The organism is Sagittula marina (assembly GCF_014196795.1).
Lineage (GTDB): Bacteria > Pseudomonadota > Alphaproteobacteria > Rhodobacterales > Rhodobacteraceae > Sagittula > Sagittula marina.
This window is the reverse complement of record NZ_JACIEJ010000009.1, coordinates 68,028-87,250: the sequence shown is the minus strand read 5'-3', so window position 1 is coordinate 87,250 and position 19,223 is coordinate 68,028. Positions and strand designations below refer to the sequence as shown.

Sequence of the window (19,223 nt, the reverse complement as noted above, 5' to 3'; positions counted from 1 at the left end):
ATATTTTTCGAGTGAAGAAAAAAATTACACTAGACGTGGCCGGATCCTCCGATATGCTTTTGGCGACCGGCACGGGTTCACGCCCGTCGTCGACCCCGTGGCTGGAGGAGCTTCGGGCACAGGACAAGGGAGGACGTCGCATGGCTTTTTGCCCCTGCGCTGCCTGGTATGCCCCCTGCGGGGCGCGACATGGCTGATCGCGACATCATCATCGGAATCGACGCCGGAACCTCGGTGATCAAGGCTGTGGCCTTCACGCTGAACGGCACCCAAGTGGGCACCAGCGCCGTGCTCAACAGCTATGACACGGCGCCCGACGGTGCGGCGACACAGGACATGGCCCGCACCTGGGCGGACTGCGCCCGCGCCTTGCGGGGCCTGCAGGACAAGGTCGATGACCTGTCCGCACGGGTCGCGGCGCTCGCGGTGACGGGCCAGGGCGACGGCACCTGGCTGGTGGGGGCGGACAATCGCCCCGTGACCGATGCGTGGCTCTGGCTCGATGCCCGCGCCGCCCGCACAACCACCGACCTCGCCGCGAAACCGCAAAACGCCGCGCGCTTTGCCGCCACGGGCACCGCGCTGAACACCTGCCAGATGGGCGCGCAGATGGCGCATATGGACCAGCACTGCCCCGATCTGCTCGACCGTGCCGAGGCCGCCCTGCATTGCAAGGACTGGCTCTATCTCAACCTCACCGGGGAACGTGCCACCGACCCCTCGGAAGCCAGCTTTACCTTCGGTGATTTCCGCACCCGTCAGTACGACGACGACGTGATTGCCGCGCTTGGCCTGACCCACCGCCGCGCCCTGCTGCCGCAGATCATCGACGGCACCCGCGTCACGCACCCGCTGTCTGCCAAAGCGGCCGGGGAAACCGGCCTGCCCGAAGGCACGCCGGTCAGCCTTGGCTACGTCGACATGGTGATGACCGCCCTCGGCGCAGGGGTCCATACCGGCGACGCGGGCACCGCTTGCTCCACCATCGGATCGACCGGCGTGCACATGCGCGCCGTGACCTCCGACGATGTGCATCTGACAGACGGCGCACAAAGCGGCTACGTCATCTGCCTGCCTGCCCCGAACATGGTGACGCAGGTCCAGACCAACATGGCCGCGACGCTCAACATCGACTGGGCGCTGCGCATGGCCGCCGACCTGATGAGCGAGACCGGCCACCCGCACGACTACGCCGACCTCGTGGGCCGCATCGACGGCTGGATGGGCCGCTCCACCCCCGGCGCGCTGCTGTATCAACCCTATGTCTCCGAGGCAGGGGAACGCGGCCCGATGGTCAATCCGAACGCCCGCGCGGGCTTTATCGGGCTGGCCGCACATCACCGCTTTGCCGACCTGATGCGCGGCGTGGTCGAGGGGCTGGGCATGGCCGCCCGCGATTGCTACGCCGCCATGAACACCGGCTCGGGGGGCGACATGCCCTCGGAACTGCGCATCACCGGCGGGGCCGCGCGCTCCCCCGCTCTGCGCGCCGTGCTGGCCGCCTGCGTCGAGGCCCCCGTGCGCGTGTCCACCCGCGAAGAAGCCGGGGCCGCTGGCTGCGCCATGATGGCCGCTGTCGCCATTGGCGCCTACCCCGACATGGACGCCTGCATCGCCGAATGGGTGACGCCCCTGCTGGGCGACGCAGAGCAGCCCGACCCGCTGCTGACCGAAACCTACGCCGGACTGTATCCCGCCTATGCCGCCGCGCGGGACGCGCTGACACCGGTCTGGGACCAGCTCGCGGAGCATCGCCGTGCCAGCCACGAGCGCCAGCTTGAAACCAATGAACGTTCGCTTGACGCCGGTCCCGTGACCGCGTCCACGAAAGGATCCTGACATGACCCAAGAGGTAGACCTGTTCGTCATCGGCGGCGGCATCAATGGCGCTGGCGTGGCACGAGACGCCGCCGGGCGCGGCCTGTCCGTCGTGCTGTGTGAAAAGGACGATCTCGCGGAGGGCACGTCCTCGCGCTCCGGCAAGCTGGTGCATGGCGGGCTGCGCTATCTGGAATATTACGAATTCCGGCTGGTGCGCGAGGCGTTGATCGAACGCGAAGTGCTGATGAACGCCGCGCCTCATATCATCTGGCCGCTGCGCTTCGTTCTGCCGCACAGCCCGCAGGACCGTCCCGCATGGCTCGTGCGCCTTGGCCTGTTCCTCTATGACAACCTCGGCGGCCGCAAAAAGCTGCCCGGCACGCGCACGCTGAACCTGCATCGCGACCCCGAAGGCGCGCCCATTCTCGACCAGTACAAGCGCGGCTTTGAATACTCTGACTGCTGGGTGGACGATGCCCGCCTTGTGATCCTCAACGCGCTGGACGCAAAGGCCAAGGGCGCGACCATCCTGACCCGCTCCCCCGCTGTCACCGCGCGCCGCGAGGATGGCAAATGGCACGTCACCACGCAGAATACCCTGACCGGGGAAAAGCGCGAATTCCTCGCCAAATGCCTCGTCAACGCCGCCGGACCTTGGGTGACGGATGTGCTGACCCGCGTGGCCGGGGCCAATTCCACCCGCAACGTGCGGCTGGTCAAAGGCTCTCACATCATCGTGCCGAAGTTCTGGGAAGGGCCGCACAGCTATCTGGTGCAAAACCACGACAAGCGCGTCATCTTCATCAACGCGTACGAGGGCGACAAGGCGCTGATCGGCACCACAGACATCGCCTACGAGGGCCGCGCCGAGGATGTGACCATCGACGACGCGGAGGTCAGCTACCTGCTCGACTGCGTGAACCGCTATTTCAAGGAAAAGCTCCGCCCCGAGGACATTCTCGAAACCTTCTCCGGTGTGCGCCCGCTGTTCGACGATGGGCAGGGCAACCCCTCCGCCGTGACTCGCGATTACGTTTTTGACCTTGATGAGACCGCTGGCGCGCCGCTGCTGAACATCTTTGGCGGCAAGATCACCACCTTCCGCGAACTGGCGGAACGCGGCATGCACCAGCTGGACAGGATCTTCCCCAGGATGGGCAAGGACTGGACCGAAACCGCCCCGCTGCCCGGCGGCGACATGCCGGATGCCGACTTCGACGCCTTCCGCGAAACGCTCAAGGCCGACTACCCCTGGCTCAGCCGCGAGATGCGCGAATATTACGGGCGGCGCTATGGCACGCTGACACGCGACATCATCGGTACGGCGACCTCCGTCGACGGCCTCGGGCAGCATTTCGGCGCCTGCCTGTACGAGGCAGAAGTCACCTATCTCGTTGAAAACGAATGGGCCCAGACGCCGGAGGACGTGATCTGGCGGCGCACCAAGAACCGCCTCGACATGACGGACGCGGAAATTGCGCGCTTCACCCAATGGTTCAACGACGCCCATGCGGAGGCCGCCTGATGCCCCTGACGCTGAGCCTCAACACCAACCCGCTGGTGAACCGCTTTGCCGATCCCGACGACCTGATCGACACCGTGGCACGCGACCTGAAGATCAGGGACCTGCAACTGACGCATGAGTTCATCAACCCCAGCTGGCCCGCCCCGGTGATCCGTCGCCTGACCCGCCAGATGGGCGCGGCGCTGGACCGCACCGGCGTCCGCGTGACCTCCGGCATGACCGGGCCATACGGGCGGCTGAACCACTTCGGCCATCCGGACCGCGACGTGCGCCGCTACTACGTGGACTGGTTCAAGACCTTCGCAGACATCACCGCCGACCTTGGCGGGACCTCCGTCGGCACGCAGTTCGCCATCCTCACCTACCGTGAACAGGATGATCCCGCCCGCCGCGAAGAGATGATAAAGATCGCCATGGACTGTTGGGCCGAGGTCGCAGAACACGGCAAATCGGCCGGCCTCGACTCCGTCTTCTGGGAACCCATGAGCATCGCCCGCGAATTTGGCGAAACCATCGCGGAGTGCATGGCGCTCCAAGGCCGGCTGACGGCTGCGAACATGGCAATTCCCATGTGGATGATGGCCGACATCGACCACGGTGATGTCACCAGCACGGACCCCGACGATTACGACCCCTACGCCTGGGCGCGCGCCGTGCCAAAGGTCTCCCCCATCATTCACATCAAGCAAAGCCTGATGGACAAGGGCGGCCACCGCCCCTTCACCGCCGCCTTCAACGCCAAGGGGAAGATCCAGCCAGACCCGCTTCTGGCCGCCTTTGCCGAGGGCGGCGCGCAGGACAACGAGATCTGCCTCGAACTCAGCTTCAAGGAACGCGAGCCCAACGACCGCGAGGTGATCCCCCAGATCGCCGAATCCATCGCCTTCTGGGCGCCGCACATCGACACGGGTGAGCAGCACCTGAACATCTAAAATCGTGGCAGGGCTTTCCACCGGCACGCCCTGCCCCTACCCTGCCCCACCGGTAGAGCTCAGGACCACACAGCGCCCATGACCGAAGATGAGAAAAGCCTCGCCATCCGCGCCGCATGGTTGCACTACATCGGCGGGCTGACGCAGGCCAAGGTGGCGAAACGGCTGGGCCTGCCTTCGGTCAAGACGCACCGCCTGATTGCCCGCGCCGTGGCCGATGGCAACGTCAAGGTCTCCATCGAGGGCGACATCGTCGAATGCGTCGCGCTGGAGGCCGCGCTCTATGAACGCTACGATCTGAAACTCTGCGAAGTGGCTCCCGACGTCGGCGAAGAAGGGCTGCCTTTGCGCACCCTCGCCCTGGCCGGGGCCGCCTACCTCAGGCGCCAGTTCGAAACCGCCGAGCATACCATCATCGGTCTGGGCCACGGGCGCACCCTCGCCGAAGCCACCCGCGCCCTGCCGCGCATGGATGCCACCGGGCTGCACTTCGTCTCGCTGCTGGGGGGGCTGACCCGCAACTTTGCCGCCAACCCGCATGACGTCATGCACCGTATCTCGGAAAAAACCGGCGCGCGCGCCTATGTCATGCCGGTGCCCTTCTTTGCCAACACTCCGCAGGACCGCGAAGTCCTGCTGAACCAGCGGGGCGTGGACGAGGTTTTCCGCATGGCCCAGTCCGCCACGCTCAAGGTGGTGGGCATCGGCACGGTGGACGCCGACGCCCAGCTTGTCACCAGCCGCATGATAGAGCCGTCCGAGATCGAGCAGATCGCCCGCGCCGGGGCGCAGGGGGAAATGCTGGGGGATTTCTTTGACGCCGACGGCCATGTCGTGGAAACCACGCTTTCCGCCAGAACGCTTGCCGTGGGCTACGATCCTGCGCGCGAAGAGGATATCGTCGCCATCGCGGGCGGGCCGGAAAAGGTCGCGGCGATCCGCTCTGTCCTGCGGTCGGGCCGCGTGGCCGGGCTGATCACTGACGAGTTGACAGCGCGCGCCCTTCTCGACTGAGGATAGCTGATGAAACGCGACGACCGCCGCCAGCGGATTATCGACACTCTCGTCCAGGACGGGCAGGTGCAGCTCGACCATCTGGCCGAAACCTTCGGCGTGTCGAAAATGACCATTCACCGCGATCTCGACGATCTCGAATCCGAAGGGCTGCTGCGCAAGATCCGCGGCGGTGCCACGATCGAGGCCGGGACCCAGTTCGAAAGCGACTTCAGGTTTCGCCAGTTGCAGGGCCACGAGGTCAAGGCCCGCATGGCCGCCGCCGCTCTGAAGCTGGTGGAACCGGGCATGACGGTCATGGTCAATGACGGCTCCACCGCCACCACGCTTGGTACCGCCCTGGTGGACCGTCGCCCGCTGAGCGTGATCACCAACAACGACGCGGTGGCCCAAGCGTTAAAGGCAGAGCCGGGCATGACGGTCATCGCCCTTGGCGGACGTTATTCCGCGAAATACAACGCATGGGTCGGGCGCGTGACGGAGACCGCGCTCGAAGGGCTGCGCGCCGACCTCGCCTTCATCTCCACCCCCGCCGTGGCCGCCGGTCAGGTCTTTCACATGGACGATGATATCACGCGGGTCAAACGGCTGATGATGGACGCCGCGCAACGCCGCGTGTTGATGGTCAACCACAGCCGCCTCGGCCACACCGCGTTGAACGTGCTGGCGGGCCTGAGCGAATTTCACACCGTCATCACCGACGCCCAGCCTGATCCCGACCACAGCCGCATGATCGCCGACAGCGGCGCGCATTTGGTCGTCGCGCGCTAGCGCATATCGGCAGCTTCGCAAAGACAGCCCCGCCTCGGCTCGCCAAAAAGCACGCGCCCCGTCAGGACCGGTGTGCGACCGACGAGCCGGAGGCCGCCGCGGCAAATGGGCCGACACTTGCCACGGCAGGGATAAATTTGCAGGCGACAGTCCCGGCCAAACCCTTTTCGGTGTGCGCGCTGTCGCCCCCAGCGCCGCGCGCACCCGCCAGACCCTAACGCAGCTCGATCACCGCATCCACTTCGACCAGCGCGTTGGCGGGCAGGGACGACACGTTGACCGCCGTGCGCGCATGGCGGCCCCTGTCGCCATAGAGGTCGATCAACAGCTGAGACGCACCGTTGACGATCATCGGGCCGTCACCGAACTCCGGCGGCGCGGCGACAAAGCCGCCCAACCGCACGACCTCCGCCACCGCGTCCAGCGATCCGGCCAACTGCTTGATGCAGAACAACAGGTTCAGCGCGCACATCCGCGCCGCCGCCTGCCCTTCGGCCATGTCAAACACCTCCGGCACCGGGCCGAAATACTGCGGCACGCCTTCCCATTCGCAAATCTGCCCCGACAGGAACAACAGGTTGCCGGTGATCTTGCCCGGCAGAAACAACGCACGCGACGGCGCAGACGGCGGCAGCGCCAGACCCATCTCCGCCAGCTTGGCCTCAATCGGACAGCTCATGCGACCACCGCCTGCGGCAAACCCGCCGCGATTTGCACGGCCAGCCGGATCAGCGACAGATCCGATCCGCGCGGTCCGATCAGCGACACCCCATAAGGCGCACCGTCCACCCGCCCCGCAGGCATCACCACCTGCGGCAAGCCCGCCATCCCCGCGACACACAGCAACCGCATGGCCTGATGGCGGTAGTCGTCGAACACCTCCACCGGTGCATCCAGCCTGAAGGGCGCGTCGTGAACAACCGGGGCCAGCAGCACGCCGTCGCGTCCCAGCACCGCGTCCACATGGGCGCGGAACGCCTCCCGCGCCGCCTGGCCGTCGGCCGCCTGCGCGTCGGTCAACGCCTCGGCCGCCGCCGCGCGACCGTCGATCCCGCGCACCATCGGCATCCCGGACGAGCGGATAAACGGCACCACATCGCGCTTCGCATCCGCGCTCATGGTGGTGAGAAAGCTCTGGTACACCGCGTCGATCCCACCGGGATACAGCCCCTCCAAGGGCGCGGCCTCCACCCCGGCAAAGGCCTCCTCCAGAACCGTCCGCTGCGCCTCCCCGAGGAAATCCCACATCTCCAATGGCTTGAGGAAACGCGGCTCTGCCACCTCCACATCCTCGACCAGCAGCACCGACATGGCCCGCAGCAGCATCGCGCCGTCGCGGGCAAAGACGCCCGCCGTGTCATAGCTGCGCCCCAAGGGCTGCGTCAGGTCCAGCGACACCCGCCCATGCGTGGGCCGCATCCCCCAGATGCCGCAGAAGCTCGCAGGCGCGCGCACCGACCCGCCGGTGTCCGTGCCAAGCGCGATGTCGCACAGGCCCCCGGCCACCGCCACCGCCGACCCAGAGGACGACCCGCCCGGAATGCGGTCCGGCGCGGCGGGGTTCACCGGCGTGCCGAAATGCGCGTTCATGCCGTACAGCGACCAGGCCAGCTCATCGGTATGGGTCTTGCCCACGAACCGCGCGCCCGCGTCGAGCAAAGCCTGCACCGCCGGGGCGCTCTCGGTCTTCACCTCCGACATGGCCAGCGCGGTGGGGCAGCCAGACCCGGTGCGATAGCCCGCCACGTCATAGAGGTCTTTCACCGCCAGCGTCAGCCCGTCCAACGGACCTGCGCCAGAGGGCACCTCCACCCCCGGATAGGGCATGAAACAACGATAGGGGTCATTTTCGATCAGCATACATCCATCCTATTCAGCAGCCACAACAGCATCGGCGTGCAGGCACGCCACGCGGCGGCGGCCTTCGGTCGTGACCATCGGCGGCAGCGCCGCGCGACAGGCCGGCATCACATGGGAACAGCGCGGGGCAAAGGGACACGCGTCCGGCTTGACCTCCAGCGCGGGTGGCGCGCCGGGAATGGCGTTCAGCCGCGCCCCGCGCGCCACGTCATGCAGGTTCGCCGCCAACAGCCCTTGCGTATAGGGGTGCCGCCCGTCGCGGATGATCTCGCGCGTGGTGCCCTCTTCGACGATCTGTCCGGCATACATCACCGCGACCCGCTCCGAGATTTCCACCGCCACGCCAATGTCATGGGTGACAAAGATCACGCCCATGCCGAACTCTTTCTGCAACTCGCGCAGCAGCAGCAGGATCTGGATCTGCACCGTGGCATCGAGCGCCGTTGTCGGCTCATCCGCCAGCAACAGGCGCGGACGACAGGCCAGCGCCAGCGCGATCATCACCCGTTGCCGCATCCCGCCCGACAGCTCATGCGGATAGCTGTGCAGCCGGCGATTGGCCGACGGAATGCGCACCCGGTCGAGCATGTCCAGAGCGGTGGACAGGGCGTCGGCCTTGCTCACCCCCTTGTGGCGCATCACCGATTCCGCGATCTGGTGGCCCACGGTGTACACCGGGTCCAGCGCCAGCGCCGGTTCCTGGAACACCATCGACACCTCCGCCCCGCGATAGCGTTGCAGCGCCTTGCCCGACAGCGACAGCACATCCGTGCCGTTCACGTGGATGCTGCCCTCCACCGAGGACCGTTTCGGCGGCAAAAGACCCAGCAGCGCCTTCAGCGTCACCGATTTGCCAGAGCCGCTTTCGCCCAGCAGCGCCAGCGTCTCCCCCTGCTCCATCGACAGGGACACGTTGTTGATCGCATGTACCGTCCGCTTGCCGGAAAAGCGCACGGTGAGGTCGTTGATCTCCAGAAGCTTGGTCATGTTCCCTCCTGAGGGTCAGGGGCCGGGGCGGTCCAGAACGGCGCGCGACAGGGTTTGGCAGGACGCGACAGGATCATGCCGGCACCCCCTGCCCCGCCTTCGGATGCCCCGAGGCCGCATCGTGCAAATGGCAGGCCACAAGGTGATCTGCGTTGCCGCTCAGCCCCGCCAGTTTCGGCACCTTGGTCTTGCACGCCTCCGCGGCAAAGCGGCAGCGCGTGTGAAACCGGCAGCCCTTCGGCGGATTGATCGGGTTCGGCGGATCGCCCACCAGCGGCGGCTCCTTGGTGCGGTCGTCCGGGTCCATCGACGGCATCGCGGAAAACAGCGAGCGCGTGTAGGGATGCGCCTGCTCCGCCCAGATGCTGTCCACCGGCGCGACCTCCACCACCTCACCCAGATACATCACCAGAATCCGGTCCGAGATAAACCGCACCACGTTCAGATCGTGAGAGATGAAGATATAGGTCAGCCCGAACTCGGCGCGCAGATCGCCCAGCAGGTTCAGCACCTGCGCCTCCACCGATTTGTCCAGCGCCGACACGGCCTCGTCCAGCACCACAAGGCGCGGCGACATGGCCAGCGCCCGCGCGATGTTCACCCGCTGCCGCTGCCCGCCGGAGAGCTCATGCGGGTAGCGATGGGCAAAGCGGTTGGGGTCCAGCCCCACGCGGTCCATCATCTTGCGCGCCAGACACTTCGGATCGGCAAGCCCCTGCACCTGCGCGCCAAAAGCCACGGAATCGAGGATCGTCAGGCGCGGGTTCAGCGTGGCGTAGCTGTCCTGGAACACCATCTGCACGCCGCGGCGCAGATCCTTCAGCGACAGTCGTTCACCCAGCGCATGACCGTCAAAGATGATCTCGCCTCTGTCCTTTTCCGTCAGGCCGATCAACAGCTTGGCGGTGGTGGACTTGCCACAGCCGCTTTCGCCGACGATGCCCAAGGTCTCGCCCTTCTTCACCGAAAAGGACACCCGGTCGACCGCCTGCACCTTGGCCTGCGTGCGGCCCAGCAGGCCACCGCTCACCGGAAAATGTTTCTGCAAGTCCCGCACGATCAGCAGGGGCTGGCCGGGGCCGCCGGTGTCGGCGCTCGGGGCGTAGGTTTCAGTCACGGACATTCATTGCACTCCTCAGGCCATCGCTCAGCAGGTTCAGACACAGCGAGGTGATGAAGATCATCACGCCGGGCAGCGCCGACAGCCACGGGTTGACGTAAATCGCCGACCGCAGCGTGTTGAGCATCAGCCCCCACTCCGGTTCCGGCGGGCGCACACCGATGCCAAGGAACGACAGACCGGCGGCCAAGATCATGCACACGCTCGTCAGCGAGGTGGCATAGACAAAGATCGGCGACAGCACGTTGCCGATCACATGCACGCGGATCACCGTCCAGGCGTTGGCGCCGGTCGCCCGCGCCGCGTCGATGTAATCCAGCGCCCGCACGCCACTTGTCACGGCCTCCGCGACGCGGGTGATCGGCGGGATGAACACGATGGTCAGCGAGACCAGCGAATTGACGATCCCCGCCCCCAGCGCCCCGGATATGGCAATCGCCAGCAGCACCGAGGGGAAGGCAAAGAACACGTCGACCGTGCGCATGATGATGGTGTTGGTCAGCCCCCCCACATAGCCTGCGGTGATCCCCAGCGCCGAGCCGATAAAGAACGCCAGCACCACCGGCATCAGGCCAATGAACAGCGTCAGCCGCCCGCCGTAGATCAACCGGGCCAGCATATCGCGCCCCTGCTCATCGGTGCCAAGGATATGGCCTTCGGTGCCCAGCGGTTTCAGGCGCGCGATCATCGACCCTTTATACGGGTCGGCAAGGCCCAGCAGCGGCGCAAAGACAGCCGCCAAAATCAACGCCAGCACGACGCCCGCACAGATCATCGTCAACGGGTCGCGCACCAGACGCGCGCCCACGCCGGACCAATAGCCTTGGGGCTTTTCGATGGGCGCGGGCTCGACCGCCTGTCCGCCCGTGGTGTCAGTCAGGGCCATGGGTCAGGTCCTCTGGATGCGGGGGTCGATGGCGGCCTGCGCCACATCGACAATCAGGTTCATCGCGACAAAGAACAGCGCCAGCACAAGGATCGTGCCCTGCAACAGCGGCAGATCGCGCTGGAAAATCGCGTTCGACAACAAAAAGCCGGAGCCGGGCCAGTTGAACACCGTCTCGATCAGGATCGACCCGCCCAGCAGGTAGCCAAGTTGCAGCCCCATCACCGACAGCGCCGTGGCGGCCGCGTTGCGCGCCACGTGGCGCAGCACGTCCACGCGGCTCATCCCCTTGGCATAAAGCGCATCGACGAAATCCTGGCTCAGGATATCGCCGGCCAGCGCGCGCACCGTGCGCGCCACGATGCCGATGGGCACCACGGCCAGCGTCACGGCGGGCAGCACCAGATGGCGCATGTGCTCCCAGTTCCACTGCCACTCGGACGATCCGCCCGGACCGGCGCCCATGGATGGCAACCACCCAAGATTGACCGAGAATATGATGACCAGAACGATGCCCAGCCAGTAGTTCGGCACCGACACACCGGCGATGGAAATGGCCGTGACGCCCCGATCCACCAGCGTGTCGCGGAAATAGCCCGCAAGGAACCCCAGCGCGGTCCCGATGGGAAAGGCGATGACCGCCGCGGACACCGCCAGCAGCAGCGAATTCTGCACCGCGCCGAACACCTCTCCGGCGACGGGACGTCCGGTGGCGATGGACTTGCCCATGTCGCCCTGGACAAGGTTGCCGATCCAGATGGCGTATTGGATTGGCAGCGGTTTATCGAGGCCATAGGCCGCGCGCATGGCGTCCTGTTCCTCGGCGGTGGCATCCACCGGCATGATGGCGGTCAGCGGATCACCGGGCGCGATCTGCACCAGCAGAAAGCAGATGACCGACACGCCAAAGGCCACCGGAAGCACAAGGATAAGACGTCGGATGAGATAGGTCAGCAAGGGATCGCGCCTTCCACAAAAGTCGTGATCCCCCGCCCGCACCCCACGGCACGGGCGGGGGCTTTGGTCTTAGTCCGCCATCGTGATGGAGGAGAAGTTCTGATACCAGTTCTGCGCCTGCACAAAGCCTTCGACCTTGGGCGACAGCGCGCGCGGCGCCACGTCATGCGTCACGAACAAAAACAGCGCGTCGTTGACGTATTTCTCGTGCGTTTCCTGCAGAACGGCTTCCTGCTCTTCGGGATCAAAGGTGGTTTTGATCTTCTCGAACAGCGCCTGCATTTCCGGGTCGCAATAGTGGCCCCAGTTGGTGCCATTCGGCGCGATAAGATCGCAATCGAGGTGACGGATCAGGCCGGTGAACGGGTCCTGGATGAAGTAGGTAAAGTTGATGGACTGTGCGCCATCCACCGCCTCATCCTCGGCGCCTGCACGCCACAGGTTGATCATCTGGTTCCATTCCACGACGGAGAATTCCACGTCGATCCACGCCTCTGCGAGGCTTTGCTGAACGAACTCGTTCATCGGCAGCGGCAGCATCTGGCCCGACCCCGACGGAGAAATCAGCGCCTTGACCTCCAGGTGGTTATCCGGACCGTAGCCGGCCTCTTCCATCAGTGCCCGGGCAGCTTCGAGGTCGTAGGACGGGTCGAATTCCGGTTCGCCGAACCAGTTGGACGACGGCGGCAAGAAGCCCTTCGCCGGGATCATCAAACCGCCCAGCAGCGGCATCATGGACTCGCGGTCAATCGCCATGTTGGCGGCCTTGCGCACCTTGATATCGTTCCAGGGCGAGCCTTCGACACGGCTCAGGTGCCAGGTCCAGTTGTGCGGATAGGCGTTGGACGAAATCTTGAATCCGTTGGCTTCCATCGCGGGGATGGTGTCGGGCGCGGGGGCCTCGATCCAGTCGACCTGACCGGACATCAGCGCGGCGGCGCGGGCATTCGGCTCCGGCAGCGGGATCAGGATCATCTCGTCAAGCTGCGGGATGCGGCTTTCGTCCCAGTAGTCCTCGAACGGCACCAGCACGGCACGTTCCCGCGGCACGAACTCGGTCAGCTTCCAAGGACCGGTGCCAGAGGGCGACATGGCGACCTTTTCCCAATCCTTGTCCATGGCTTCCCAGTTGGCCTTGGACGACATCACGATCCACGCCAGCTGGTAGGGCAGCGTCGCGTCGGGTTCGTTGGTCGTGATGGTCAGCGTCAGATCGTCGACCACCTCGTAGGACGCCACAGCCGGGATGCGGGATTTGCCCTGCGCGGCCTGACGGCTGTCATATTGCTCCGACGTGTCATCGAGCAGCTTGTCCAGGTTCCAGACCACGACCTCGGCGGTCAGCGGCGATCCATCGTGGAACGTCACGCCATCGCGCAGCTTGAACGTCCAGGTCAGCTCATCCTCGCCCACCGACCATTCTGTCGCCAGACCGGGGATCAGGGTCGAGGCCTTGTCCGCGCTCGTCAGGTCCCATTCGATCAACGAGTCGTAGACCGTGTAGCCCATGAACCGCATGCCTTCGCCGCCTTGGTCGGTCTGGCCCGTGGTCAGCGGAATATCCGCCGCGGTCATGCCGATCCGCAGCGTGCCCTCAGCCTGTGCGACAGTGCCGCCGGCCAAGACCACGGCGGTCGCCAGGGCGGTGAACCCCTTTCCAAAAATTGACATATGTACCTCTCCGTTGCGTGCCGCACATCTGGGCGCGGTCCCTTTGTTTGCCGTCAGTCGAACCTGACGCGGCCCGTCTGTGCGCAAACCGTGGCAACGCGGCGTTCCTCCTGACCAGCGAAGAAACGTGTCAAGCGGGGATGATTGTCGACAATCTCGACCCATCCGCATAGATGTTGTGCACAATCACGCTGCACTGCCGCATTAATAAGCAGGCAGCAGGCGTTTGACGCCAGAATCAAGCAGTGGTTGGTCGGTCAACCGTCCGTCAGGCGGTTTTCGAGATGCTGCGCCGCCGCACGAATGGGCGAGATCAGCGGCACGGAAACCTGCGCTGACAGGCGCTCTGCCGCCTCCCCCAAAGGGCCACCGCCGATGATCACAGCCTCGGCCCCAGCCGCGACCGCACGCTCTGCCGCGACACGCAAAGCCGCGTCCAACCGCTCCGGCTCCGCCATCAAGTCCAACGGATCGCCTTCTGTCAGAAAGCAGCCCAGATACCCCTCCTGCGCCGACATCAAAGCGTCGATCCGCCCGCGCAGCCCCGGCGTCGTCGTTGCCACCGCAAACGCCCCGTGCGCTGCCGCCGCCACAGCCGCCGCACCCCCGATGCCCACCACCGGGCAGGACAAGCGCCGCGCCAGCGCCCCCTGCCCCGGATCCCCAAAGGCCGAGACGATCACCCCGCGCACCGCAGGCAGATCCGCTCCGGCCACCAGCTCCGCCGCCGCGTCCAACGCCGCAGCGTCCACGATCATCGGCGGGCCGCTCGGTGCGGTCCATCCCTGCGCATCGGGTAGAATCGTCCGGGCAATCCGCACCATCGCCGCCGTGGTGGCGGCATTGCTGTTCGGGTTCATCAAAAGGATCCGGGCCATCGACCTACCTGTTTTCAAGGGTTTGCCCAGTGTCCTCCGCCGCCACGCCCCTGTCCAGCACAGACCGCGCCCGACAGAGAGCATCGCTTTCGCCCGATTCAACACCGCGCCCCGTCTTCACATTCTGCGCAATTTGTATCCAAACCGATTTACTTTGGCGGCTTTTGTATACAAAGTGAGGCAAAGACCGCTCGCTGCGTCGACGCAGTCTGGCCCACCCCCGTTTCTGCAGGAACCTGCCCCCATGACACCGATCACCGAAAGGATCTGACATGGACCGCCGCACGTTCCTCACGACCTCTGCCACCCTCGGCACCGGCGCCCTTGCCGCGCCCGCCGTGGCCCGCGCCCAATCCACCTTCAACTGGAAGATGACCAACGCCTACGGCCCCGGCTCGCCCTTCTACGTCGAAGGCCCCGGCAGCCCCACCGACTTCTGCAAAAAGGTCGAGGCCATGTCCGATGGCCGCCTCAAGATCCAGCACTTCGCCGCAGGCGAGCTGATCCCCGCGCTCGAAGGCTTCGACGCCGTGCGCTCCGGCGCGATCGAAATGAACGCCGCCAACGCCTACTTCTGGGCGGGCAAGATCCCGGCGGCGCAGTATTTCACCACCGTCCCCTTCGGCATGAACTTCCAGGGAATGAACGCCTGGCTCTACCATGGCGGCGGGATGGAGCTGTGGGACGAACTCTACGAACCGCTCGGCCTGAAGGCGCTGCCCATGGGCAACACCGGCGTTCAGATGACCGGCTGGTTCCGCGAACCCATCGAATCCGTCGCGGACTTCCAGAACCTGAAGATGCGCATCCCCGGCCTTGCGGGCAAAGTCTACGCCACCCTTGGCGTCGATGTGAAACTGCTGCCGGGTGGCGAGATCTTCCCCGCGCTGGAACGCGGCGTGATCGACGCGGCGGAATTTGTCGGCCCCTATCAGGACCGTCGCCTCGGCCTGCAAAACGCTGCGAAATACTACTACACCACCGGCTGGCATGAACCGTCGAACGTCACCGAACTGCTGATGTCCACGCAGGCGTGGAACAGCTTGCCCGCCGACCTTCAGGAAATCGTCAAGGTCGCCGCCATGGCCTGCAACCTCGAAAGCCACACATGGTGCGAGGCCAACAACGCCGAGGCGCTCAAGGATCTGGTCGAAAACGATGGCGTCATTGCCCAGACCCTGCCCGACGATGTTGTGGCCGAACTGAAGACCGCGACCGACACCGTGCTGGCCGACTTCGCCGCACAGGACGCGCAGGTTAAAAAGGTCCACGACGCCTTCACCGCCTTCAAGACCGAGCACGCCGCCTGGGCCGCCGTGTCCGAAAAGCCGCTCTACGGCTTGCCGGGCTGACGCGCATGATCGCAACGCTCGAAAAACTGACGAACGGTGCCCATGGCATCGTTCGCATCACCGGCCAGATCGCAGCATGGAGCGGTCTGGCCCTTGTCCTTCTGGTCGCGTTCAACGTGCTCTCGCGCTACCTGTTTTCCTACGGCTCCGTCGCCTTGCAAGAGGCCGAGTGGCATCTCATGGCTGTTGGCGCGCTGTTTGGCATGGCCTACGGTCTGAACCAGGGCGGCGAAGTCCGCGTCGACATCGCCTATGCCAAGTTTCCGCCCCGCGTGCAGGCTGCCATCGACGTCGTCAGCGCGGTGCTGATGACCGCCGTGGCCCTGCTGATCGCCTACCTCAGCCTCGCCTATGTCGATGCAAGCTATTCCATCAACGAAGGGTCCCCCGATCCCGGCGGCCTTGGCTACCGCTACCTGCTGAAAGCCTGCCTGCCCGTGGCCTTCATCCTGCTCGCCATCCAAAGCCTCGCCATGACCGGCCATGCACTGCTGACGCTGCTGCGTCCCAAAGGGGTCCGCTGACATGCCCTATACCGAAATTCTGGCGCTGGTGATGATCGGCGCATTCTTCCTGATGCTGCTGGCGGGCGTGCCCGTCGCGGTCTGCCTTGGCGTCACCGGCTTTGTCTTTGGCTACGCCGGGTTTGGCTCGTTCCTGTTCACCCTGCTGCCCGCACGCATCTTTGGCGTCATCACCAATTACACGCTGCTCGCGCTGCCCTTGTTCATCTTCATGGGCATCATGCTGGAGAAATCCAGGATCGCCGAAGAGCTGTTGGACGTGATCGGCTTTGCCATGGGCGGCCTGCGCGGTGGCATGGCGCTGGCGATCATCCTCGTGGGCGTCCTGATGGGCGCGGCCTCCGGCGTTGTCGGCGCGACCGTCGTCACCATGGGCCTGATCGCCCTAGGGCCCGTCCTGAACCGAGGCTATGACACCGGCGTCGCCTGCGGCGTGATCTGCGCCTCCGGCACGCTGGGCCAGATCATCCCGCCCTCGCTGGTGCTGATCCTGCTGGCTGACATCATGGGCGAATCCGTCGGCACGCTGTTTGCCGCCGCGCTGTTCCCCGGCTTGCTGCTCTCGGGGTTGTTCGTCGCTTACGTCCTGATCCTGGGGTTCTTCAAACCCCTCGCCCTGCCCGCCATCCCCGCCGAGGAACGCGCCGCCCTGTCGCGCGCCGACCTGGGCAAAAAGCTGTTGCGCGTCGTCCTGCCGCCCATCGCCCTGATCATCGCCGTTCTGGGGTCGATCATCGGTGGCATCGCCGCCCCGACAGAGGCCGCCTCCATGGGCGCGCTCGGCTCCATCGTCCTGGCGGCGATGTCGGGCAAACTGTCCTTTGGCGTGATGCGCGACGCGGTGCGCGGCGCGTTTGTCACGTCGGCCATGGTCTTCCTGATCCTGATCTTCGCGCAGCCCTTCGGCCTTGCGTTCCGGGGCCTGGGTGGCGAAAACCTCGTGCATGATGCCTTTGCCATGGTGCCGGGCGGGATCAACGGGCAGATCTTCTTCTTGATGGTGCTGCTGTTTGTGCTGGGGTTCTTCCTCGAATGGATCGAGATTTCCTACATCGCCCTGCCGCTTTTCCTGCCGATCTTCATGAACGCGGGCGTGGACATGGCGTGGATCGCGATTCTCGTGGCGGTGAACCTGCAAACCTCGTTCCTGACGCCGCCCTTCGGCTGGGCGCTGTTCTTTCTCAAGGGCGTCGCCCCGCCGCAGGTCAAGACGTGGGACATCTACAAAGGCGTCCTGCCCTTCATCGGTCTTCAGCTGGTCGGGCTGGCGCTGGTCTTCTCTTTCCCCGGGCTCGCCACATGGCTGCCCCAAGCAATCGGATGGTAAATCATGCTGCACTCTGCACTCGGGTATAGGGGGGCGGTGTCTGCCCCCCATCGCGCTGCGGCCCTCGCGGGACAGGAGATCCTCGCCCGAGGCGGCACCGCGATCGAGGCGATGGTCGCCAGCGCCAGCACCATCGCGGTCACCTATCCGCATATGAACGGCATCGGCGGTGACGGCTTCTGGATCATCTCGCGCCCCGGCGAGGCCCCCATCGGCATTTCCGCCTGCGGTCACGCCGCCGCGCTGGCCACCCCACAATGGTACGCCGATCAGGGCCACACCACCCTGCCGACCCGTGGCGGTGCCGCTGCCCTCACCGTGCCGGGCACCATCGGCGGGTGGGAAGCCGCGCTGTCGCTCGTCCCCGAAACCCGCCGCCTGCCGTTGTCGGACCTGCTGGCCAGCGCCATTGCCTACGCCCGCGACGGCATCGCCGTCACCGGCAACCAGTCCCGCACCACGACGGACAAGCTCGACGGGCTGCGCGATGTGACCGGCTTTGCCGAGACCTTCCTCGTCGACGGCCAGCCCCCCGCCCCCGGCCACCTGATGCGCCAACCGGCGCTGGCCGACACCCTGCAATCGCTGGCAGATCACGGCCTGTCCAGCTTCTACACCGGCGACATCGCCAAAACCCACGCCGCCTTCCTCGAGGCCAACGGCAGCCCGCTGCGCGCCGCCGACTTTGCCAGCCAGACCGCCGAACAGGTCACGCCCCTCAGCGTCGAAACCTCGCACGGCACACTTTATAACATGATCGCACCGACCCAGGGCATCTCCTCGCTGATGATCCTCGCGCTGTTCGACCGCCTCGGTGTCAGCACCGGCGAAGGGTTCGACCACCTGCACGGGCTGATCGAGGCCACGAAACAAGCTTTCCTCCAGCGCAACGCCGAATTGGGCGACCCCCGCGCCATGGCCACCCCGGCGCAGGACTGGCTGACCGGCGACCGCCTCGACCAGCTCGCCGCCAGGATCGACCCGCAAACCGCCCAGCCCTGGCCGCATGAGCCAAAGGACGGCGACACCATCTGGATGGGCGCAGCCGACGCCGACGGCACGGTGGTCAGCTTCATCCAGAGCGTTTACTGGGAGTTCGGCTCCGGCCTCACCTGCCCCGACACCGGCGTCTTCTTTCAAAACCGAGGCGCGGGGTTCAGCCTGACCCCCGGCCCCAACCAACTCAAACCCGGTCACAAACCGTTCCACACGCTCAACCCGGCGCTGGCCCGGCTGACCGATGGCCGTGTCATGGCCTATGGCACCATGGGCGGCGAAGGCCAGCCGCAGACCCAGGCCGCCGTCTTCACCCGCCACGTCGCCTTTGGCATGGACCTGCAACAGTCTGTCACCGCGCCGCGCTGGCTGCTGGGCAAGACATGGGGCGACGACACCACATCGCTCAAACTCGAAGACCGCTTTGACACCGCCTTGATTGATGCGCTGACCAAAGCAGGCCACAAGGTTGAGATGATCCCGCCCTACTCCGACCTCGCAGGGCACGCCGGCGCCGTGGTGCGCCATGACACCGGCCTGATAGAGGCCGCCTCCGACCCGCGCGCCGACGGCGCCGCCCTTGTATTCTAACGAAAGACCCA

General features: G+C 65.6%; 17 protein-coding genes. 9 read left to right on the top strand and 8 right to left on the bottom strand.

The genetic code is table 11. The annotated features are described in order from the left end of the window. Positions 1-189: 189 nt before the first annotated feature. The 5 genes from GGQ68_RS17010 to GGQ68_RS16990 all read left to right on the top strand — a co-directional run bounded on the left by GGQ68_RS17010 (position 190) and on the right by GGQ68_RS16990 (position 6,063). The gene (locus GGQ68_RS17010) at positions 190-1,839 is read left to right on the top strand and encodes an FGGY-family carbohydrate kinase (protein WP_183968121.1); all 1,650 of its coding nucleotides are present in this window, start codon (positions 190-192) and stop codon (positions 1,837-1,839) included. Between the two features lies 1 nt (position 1,840). Further along, a complete protein-coding gene (locus GGQ68_RS17005; RefSeq protein WP_183968119.1) occupies positions 1,841-3,346 on the top strand; it encodes a glycerol-3-phosphate dehydrogenase in 1,506 nt (501 codons plus the stop codon). Beyond that, entirely contained in the window at positions 3,346-4,278 is a 933-nt protein-coding gene (locus GGQ68_RS17000) for a sugar phosphate isomerase/epimerase family protein (RefSeq protein ID WP_183968118.1), read from the top strand. The genes GGQ68_RS17005 and GGQ68_RS17000 overlap by 1 nt, the downstream gene beginning before the upstream one ends. A gap of 78 nt (positions 4,279-4,356) precedes the next feature. Continuing rightward, positions 4,357-5,292: a sugar-binding transcriptional regulator gene (locus tag GGQ68_RS16995; protein ID WP_183968115.1), complete on the top strand. Its 936-nt coding sequence runs from the start codon at positions 4,357-4,359 to the stop codon at positions 5,290-5,292. Positions 5,293-5,301: 9 nt separating this feature from the next. Further along, on the top strand, positions 5,302-6,063 hold the full coding sequence (locus tag GGQ68_RS16990) for a DeoR/GlpR family DNA-binding transcription regulator (RefSeq protein WP_183968114.1): 762 nt from the start codon (positions 5,302-5,304) through the stop codon (positions 6,061-6,063). 214 nt (positions 6,064-6,277) lie between these two features. Here the strand turns inward: GGQ68_RS16990 and GGQ68_RS16985 are convergent, their stop codons facing one another. The 8 genes from GGQ68_RS16985 to GGQ68_RS16950 all read right to left on the bottom strand — a co-directional run bounded on the left by GGQ68_RS16985 (position 6,278) and on the right by GGQ68_RS16950 (position 14,422). Continuing rightward, positions 6,278-6,742: a RidA family protein gene (locus GGQ68_RS16985; protein ID WP_183968111.1), complete on the bottom strand. Its 465-nt coding sequence runs from the start codon at positions 6,740-6,742 to the stop codon at positions 6,278-6,280. Then, the gene (locus GGQ68_RS16980) at positions 6,739-7,923 is read right to left on the bottom strand and encodes an amidase (protein WP_183968109.1); all 1,185 of its coding nucleotides are present in this window, start codon (positions 7,921-7,923) and stop codon (positions 6,739-6,741) included. Before GGQ68_RS16980 ends, GGQ68_RS16985 begins: the two co-directional genes overlap by 4 nt. 9 nt (positions 7,924-7,932) lie before the next feature. Continuing rightward, the gene (locus GGQ68_RS16975) at positions 7,933-8,910 is read right to left on the bottom strand and encodes an ABC transporter ATP-binding protein (RefSeq protein ID WP_183968107.1); all 978 of its coding nucleotides are present in this window, start codon (positions 8,908-8,910) and stop codon (positions 7,933-7,935) included. Between the two features lie 73 nt (positions 8,911-8,983). After that, complete coding sequence (locus GGQ68_RS16970) at positions 8,984-10,033, bottom strand: ABC transporter ATP-binding protein (RefSeq protein WP_183968105.1); 1,050 nt, start codon at positions 10,031-10,033, stop codon at positions 8,984-8,986. Beyond that, positions 10,020-10,916, bottom strand: coding sequence for an ABC transporter permease (locus GGQ68_RS16965; protein ID WP_183968103.1), 897 nt, complete (start codon positions 10,914-10,916; stop codon positions 10,020-10,022). The genes GGQ68_RS16970 and GGQ68_RS16965 overlap by 14 nt, the downstream gene beginning before the upstream one ends. Before the next feature lie 3 nt (positions 10,917-10,919). Further along, a complete protein-coding gene (locus tag GGQ68_RS16960) occupies positions 10,920-11,873 on the bottom strand; it encodes an ABC transporter permease (RefSeq protein WP_183968101.1) in 954 nt (317 codons plus the stop codon). A gap of 69 nt (positions 11,874-11,942) precedes the next feature. After that, positions 11,943-13,544 carry an ABC transporter substrate-binding protein gene (locus GGQ68_RS16955; RefSeq protein ID WP_183968099.1) on the bottom strand — a complete coding sequence of 534 codons (1,602 nt, stop codon included), beginning with the start codon at positions 13,542-13,544 and terminating at the stop codon, positions 11,943-11,945. 257 nt (positions 13,545-13,801) lie between these two features. After that, positions 13,802-14,422, bottom strand: a complete 621-nt coding sequence (locus GGQ68_RS16950; RefSeq protein ID WP_183968097.1) for an aspartate/glutamate racemase family protein — start codon at positions 14,420-14,422, stop codon at positions 13,802-13,804. 272 nt (positions 14,423-14,694) lie between these two features. On the opposite strand from GGQ68_RS16950, the gene GGQ68_RS16945 reads away from it, so the two are divergent. From GGQ68_RS16945 to GGQ68_RS16930, 4 genes are read left to right on the top strand one after another with little or no spacing between them, the layout of a single operon-like run. After that, complete coding sequence (locus GGQ68_RS16945) at positions 14,695-15,774, top strand: TRAP transporter substrate-binding protein (RefSeq protein WP_183968095.1); 1,080 nt, start codon at positions 14,695-14,697, stop codon at positions 15,772-15,774. 5 nt (positions 15,775-15,779) lie between these two features. Then, complete coding sequence (locus GGQ68_RS16940; protein WP_183968093.1) at positions 15,780-16,298, top strand: TRAP transporter small permease subunit; 519 nt, start codon at positions 15,780-15,782, stop codon at positions 16,296-16,298. Position 16,299: 1 nt separating this feature from the next. Beyond that, complete coding sequence (locus tag GGQ68_RS16935; protein ID WP_183968091.1) at positions 16,300-17,625, top strand: TRAP transporter large permease; 1,326 nt, start codon at positions 16,300-16,302, stop codon at positions 17,623-17,625. Between the two features lie 3 nt (positions 17,626-17,628). After that, positions 17,629-19,212, top strand: coding sequence for a gamma-glutamyltransferase family protein (locus tag GGQ68_RS16930; RefSeq protein ID WP_183968089.1), 1,584 nt, complete (start codon positions 17,629-17,631; stop codon positions 19,210-19,212). Positions 19,213-19,223 lie beyond the last annotated feature (11 nt).

What these genes read in the sequence shown, in the direction of transcription:
- GGQ68_RS17010 (WP_183968121.1), top strand. Translation starts at nt 190, where the DNA reads ATGGCTGATCGCGACATCATCATCGGAATCGACGCCGGAACCTCGGTG.
- GGQ68_RS17005 (WP_183968119.1), top strand. Translation starts at nt 1,841, where the DNA reads ATGACCCAAGAGGTAGACCTGTTCGTCATCGGCGGCGGCATCAATGGC.
- GGQ68_RS17000 (WP_183968118.1), top strand. Translation starts at nt 3,346, where the DNA reads ATGCCCCTGACGCTGAGCCTCAACACCAACCCGCTGGTGAACCGCTTT.
- GGQ68_RS16995 (WP_183968115.1), top strand. Translation starts at nt 4,357, where the DNA reads ATGACCGAAGATGAGAAAAGCCTCGCCATCCGCGCCGCATGGTTGCAC.
- GGQ68_RS16990 (WP_183968114.1), top strand. Translation starts at nt 5,302, where the DNA reads ATGAAACGCGACGACCGCCGCCAGCGGATTATCGACACTCTCGTCCAG.
- GGQ68_RS16985 (WP_183968111.1), bottom strand. Translation starts at nt 6,742, where the DNA reads ATGAGCTGTCCGATTGAGGCCAAGCTGGCGGAGATGGGTCTGGCGCTG.
- GGQ68_RS16980 (WP_183968109.1), bottom strand. Translation starts at nt 7,923, where the DNA reads ATGCTGATCGAAAATGACCCCTATCGTTGTTTCATGCCCTATCCGGGG.
- GGQ68_RS16975 (WP_183968107.1), bottom strand. Translation starts at nt 8,910, where the DNA reads ATGACCAAGCTTCTGGAGATCAACGACCTCACCGTGCGCTTTTCCGGC.
- GGQ68_RS16970 (WP_183968105.1), bottom strand. Translation starts at nt 10,033, where the DNA reads ATGTCCGTGACTGAAACCTACGCCCCGAGCGCCGACACCGGCGGCCCC.
- GGQ68_RS16965 (WP_183968103.1), bottom strand. Translation starts at nt 10,916, where the DNA reads ATGGCCCTGACTGACACCACGGGCGGACAGGCGGTCGAGCCCGCGCCC.
- GGQ68_RS16955 (WP_183968099.1), bottom strand. Translation starts at nt 13,544, where the DNA reads ATGTCAATTTTTGGAAAGGGGTTCACCGCCCTGGCGACCGCCGTGGTC.
- GGQ68_RS16950 (WP_183968097.1), bottom strand. Translation starts at nt 14,422, where the DNA reads ATGGCCCGGATCCTTTTGATGAACCCGAACAGCAATGCCGCCACCACG.
- GGQ68_RS16945 (WP_183968095.1), top strand. Translation starts at nt 14,695, where the DNA reads ATGGACCGCCGCACGTTCCTCACGACCTCTGCCACCCTCGGCACCGGC.
- GGQ68_RS16940 (WP_183968093.1), top strand. Translation starts at nt 15,780, where the DNA reads ATGATCGCAACGCTCGAAAAACTGACGAACGGTGCCCATGGCATCGTT.
- GGQ68_RS16935 (WP_183968091.1), top strand. Translation starts at nt 16,300, where the DNA reads ATGCCCTATACCGAAATTCTGGCGCTGGTGATGATCGGCGCATTCTTC.
- GGQ68_RS16930 (WP_183968089.1), top strand. Translation starts at nt 17,629, where the DNA reads ATGCTGCACTCTGCACTCGGGTATAGGGGGGCGGTGTCTGCCCCCCAT.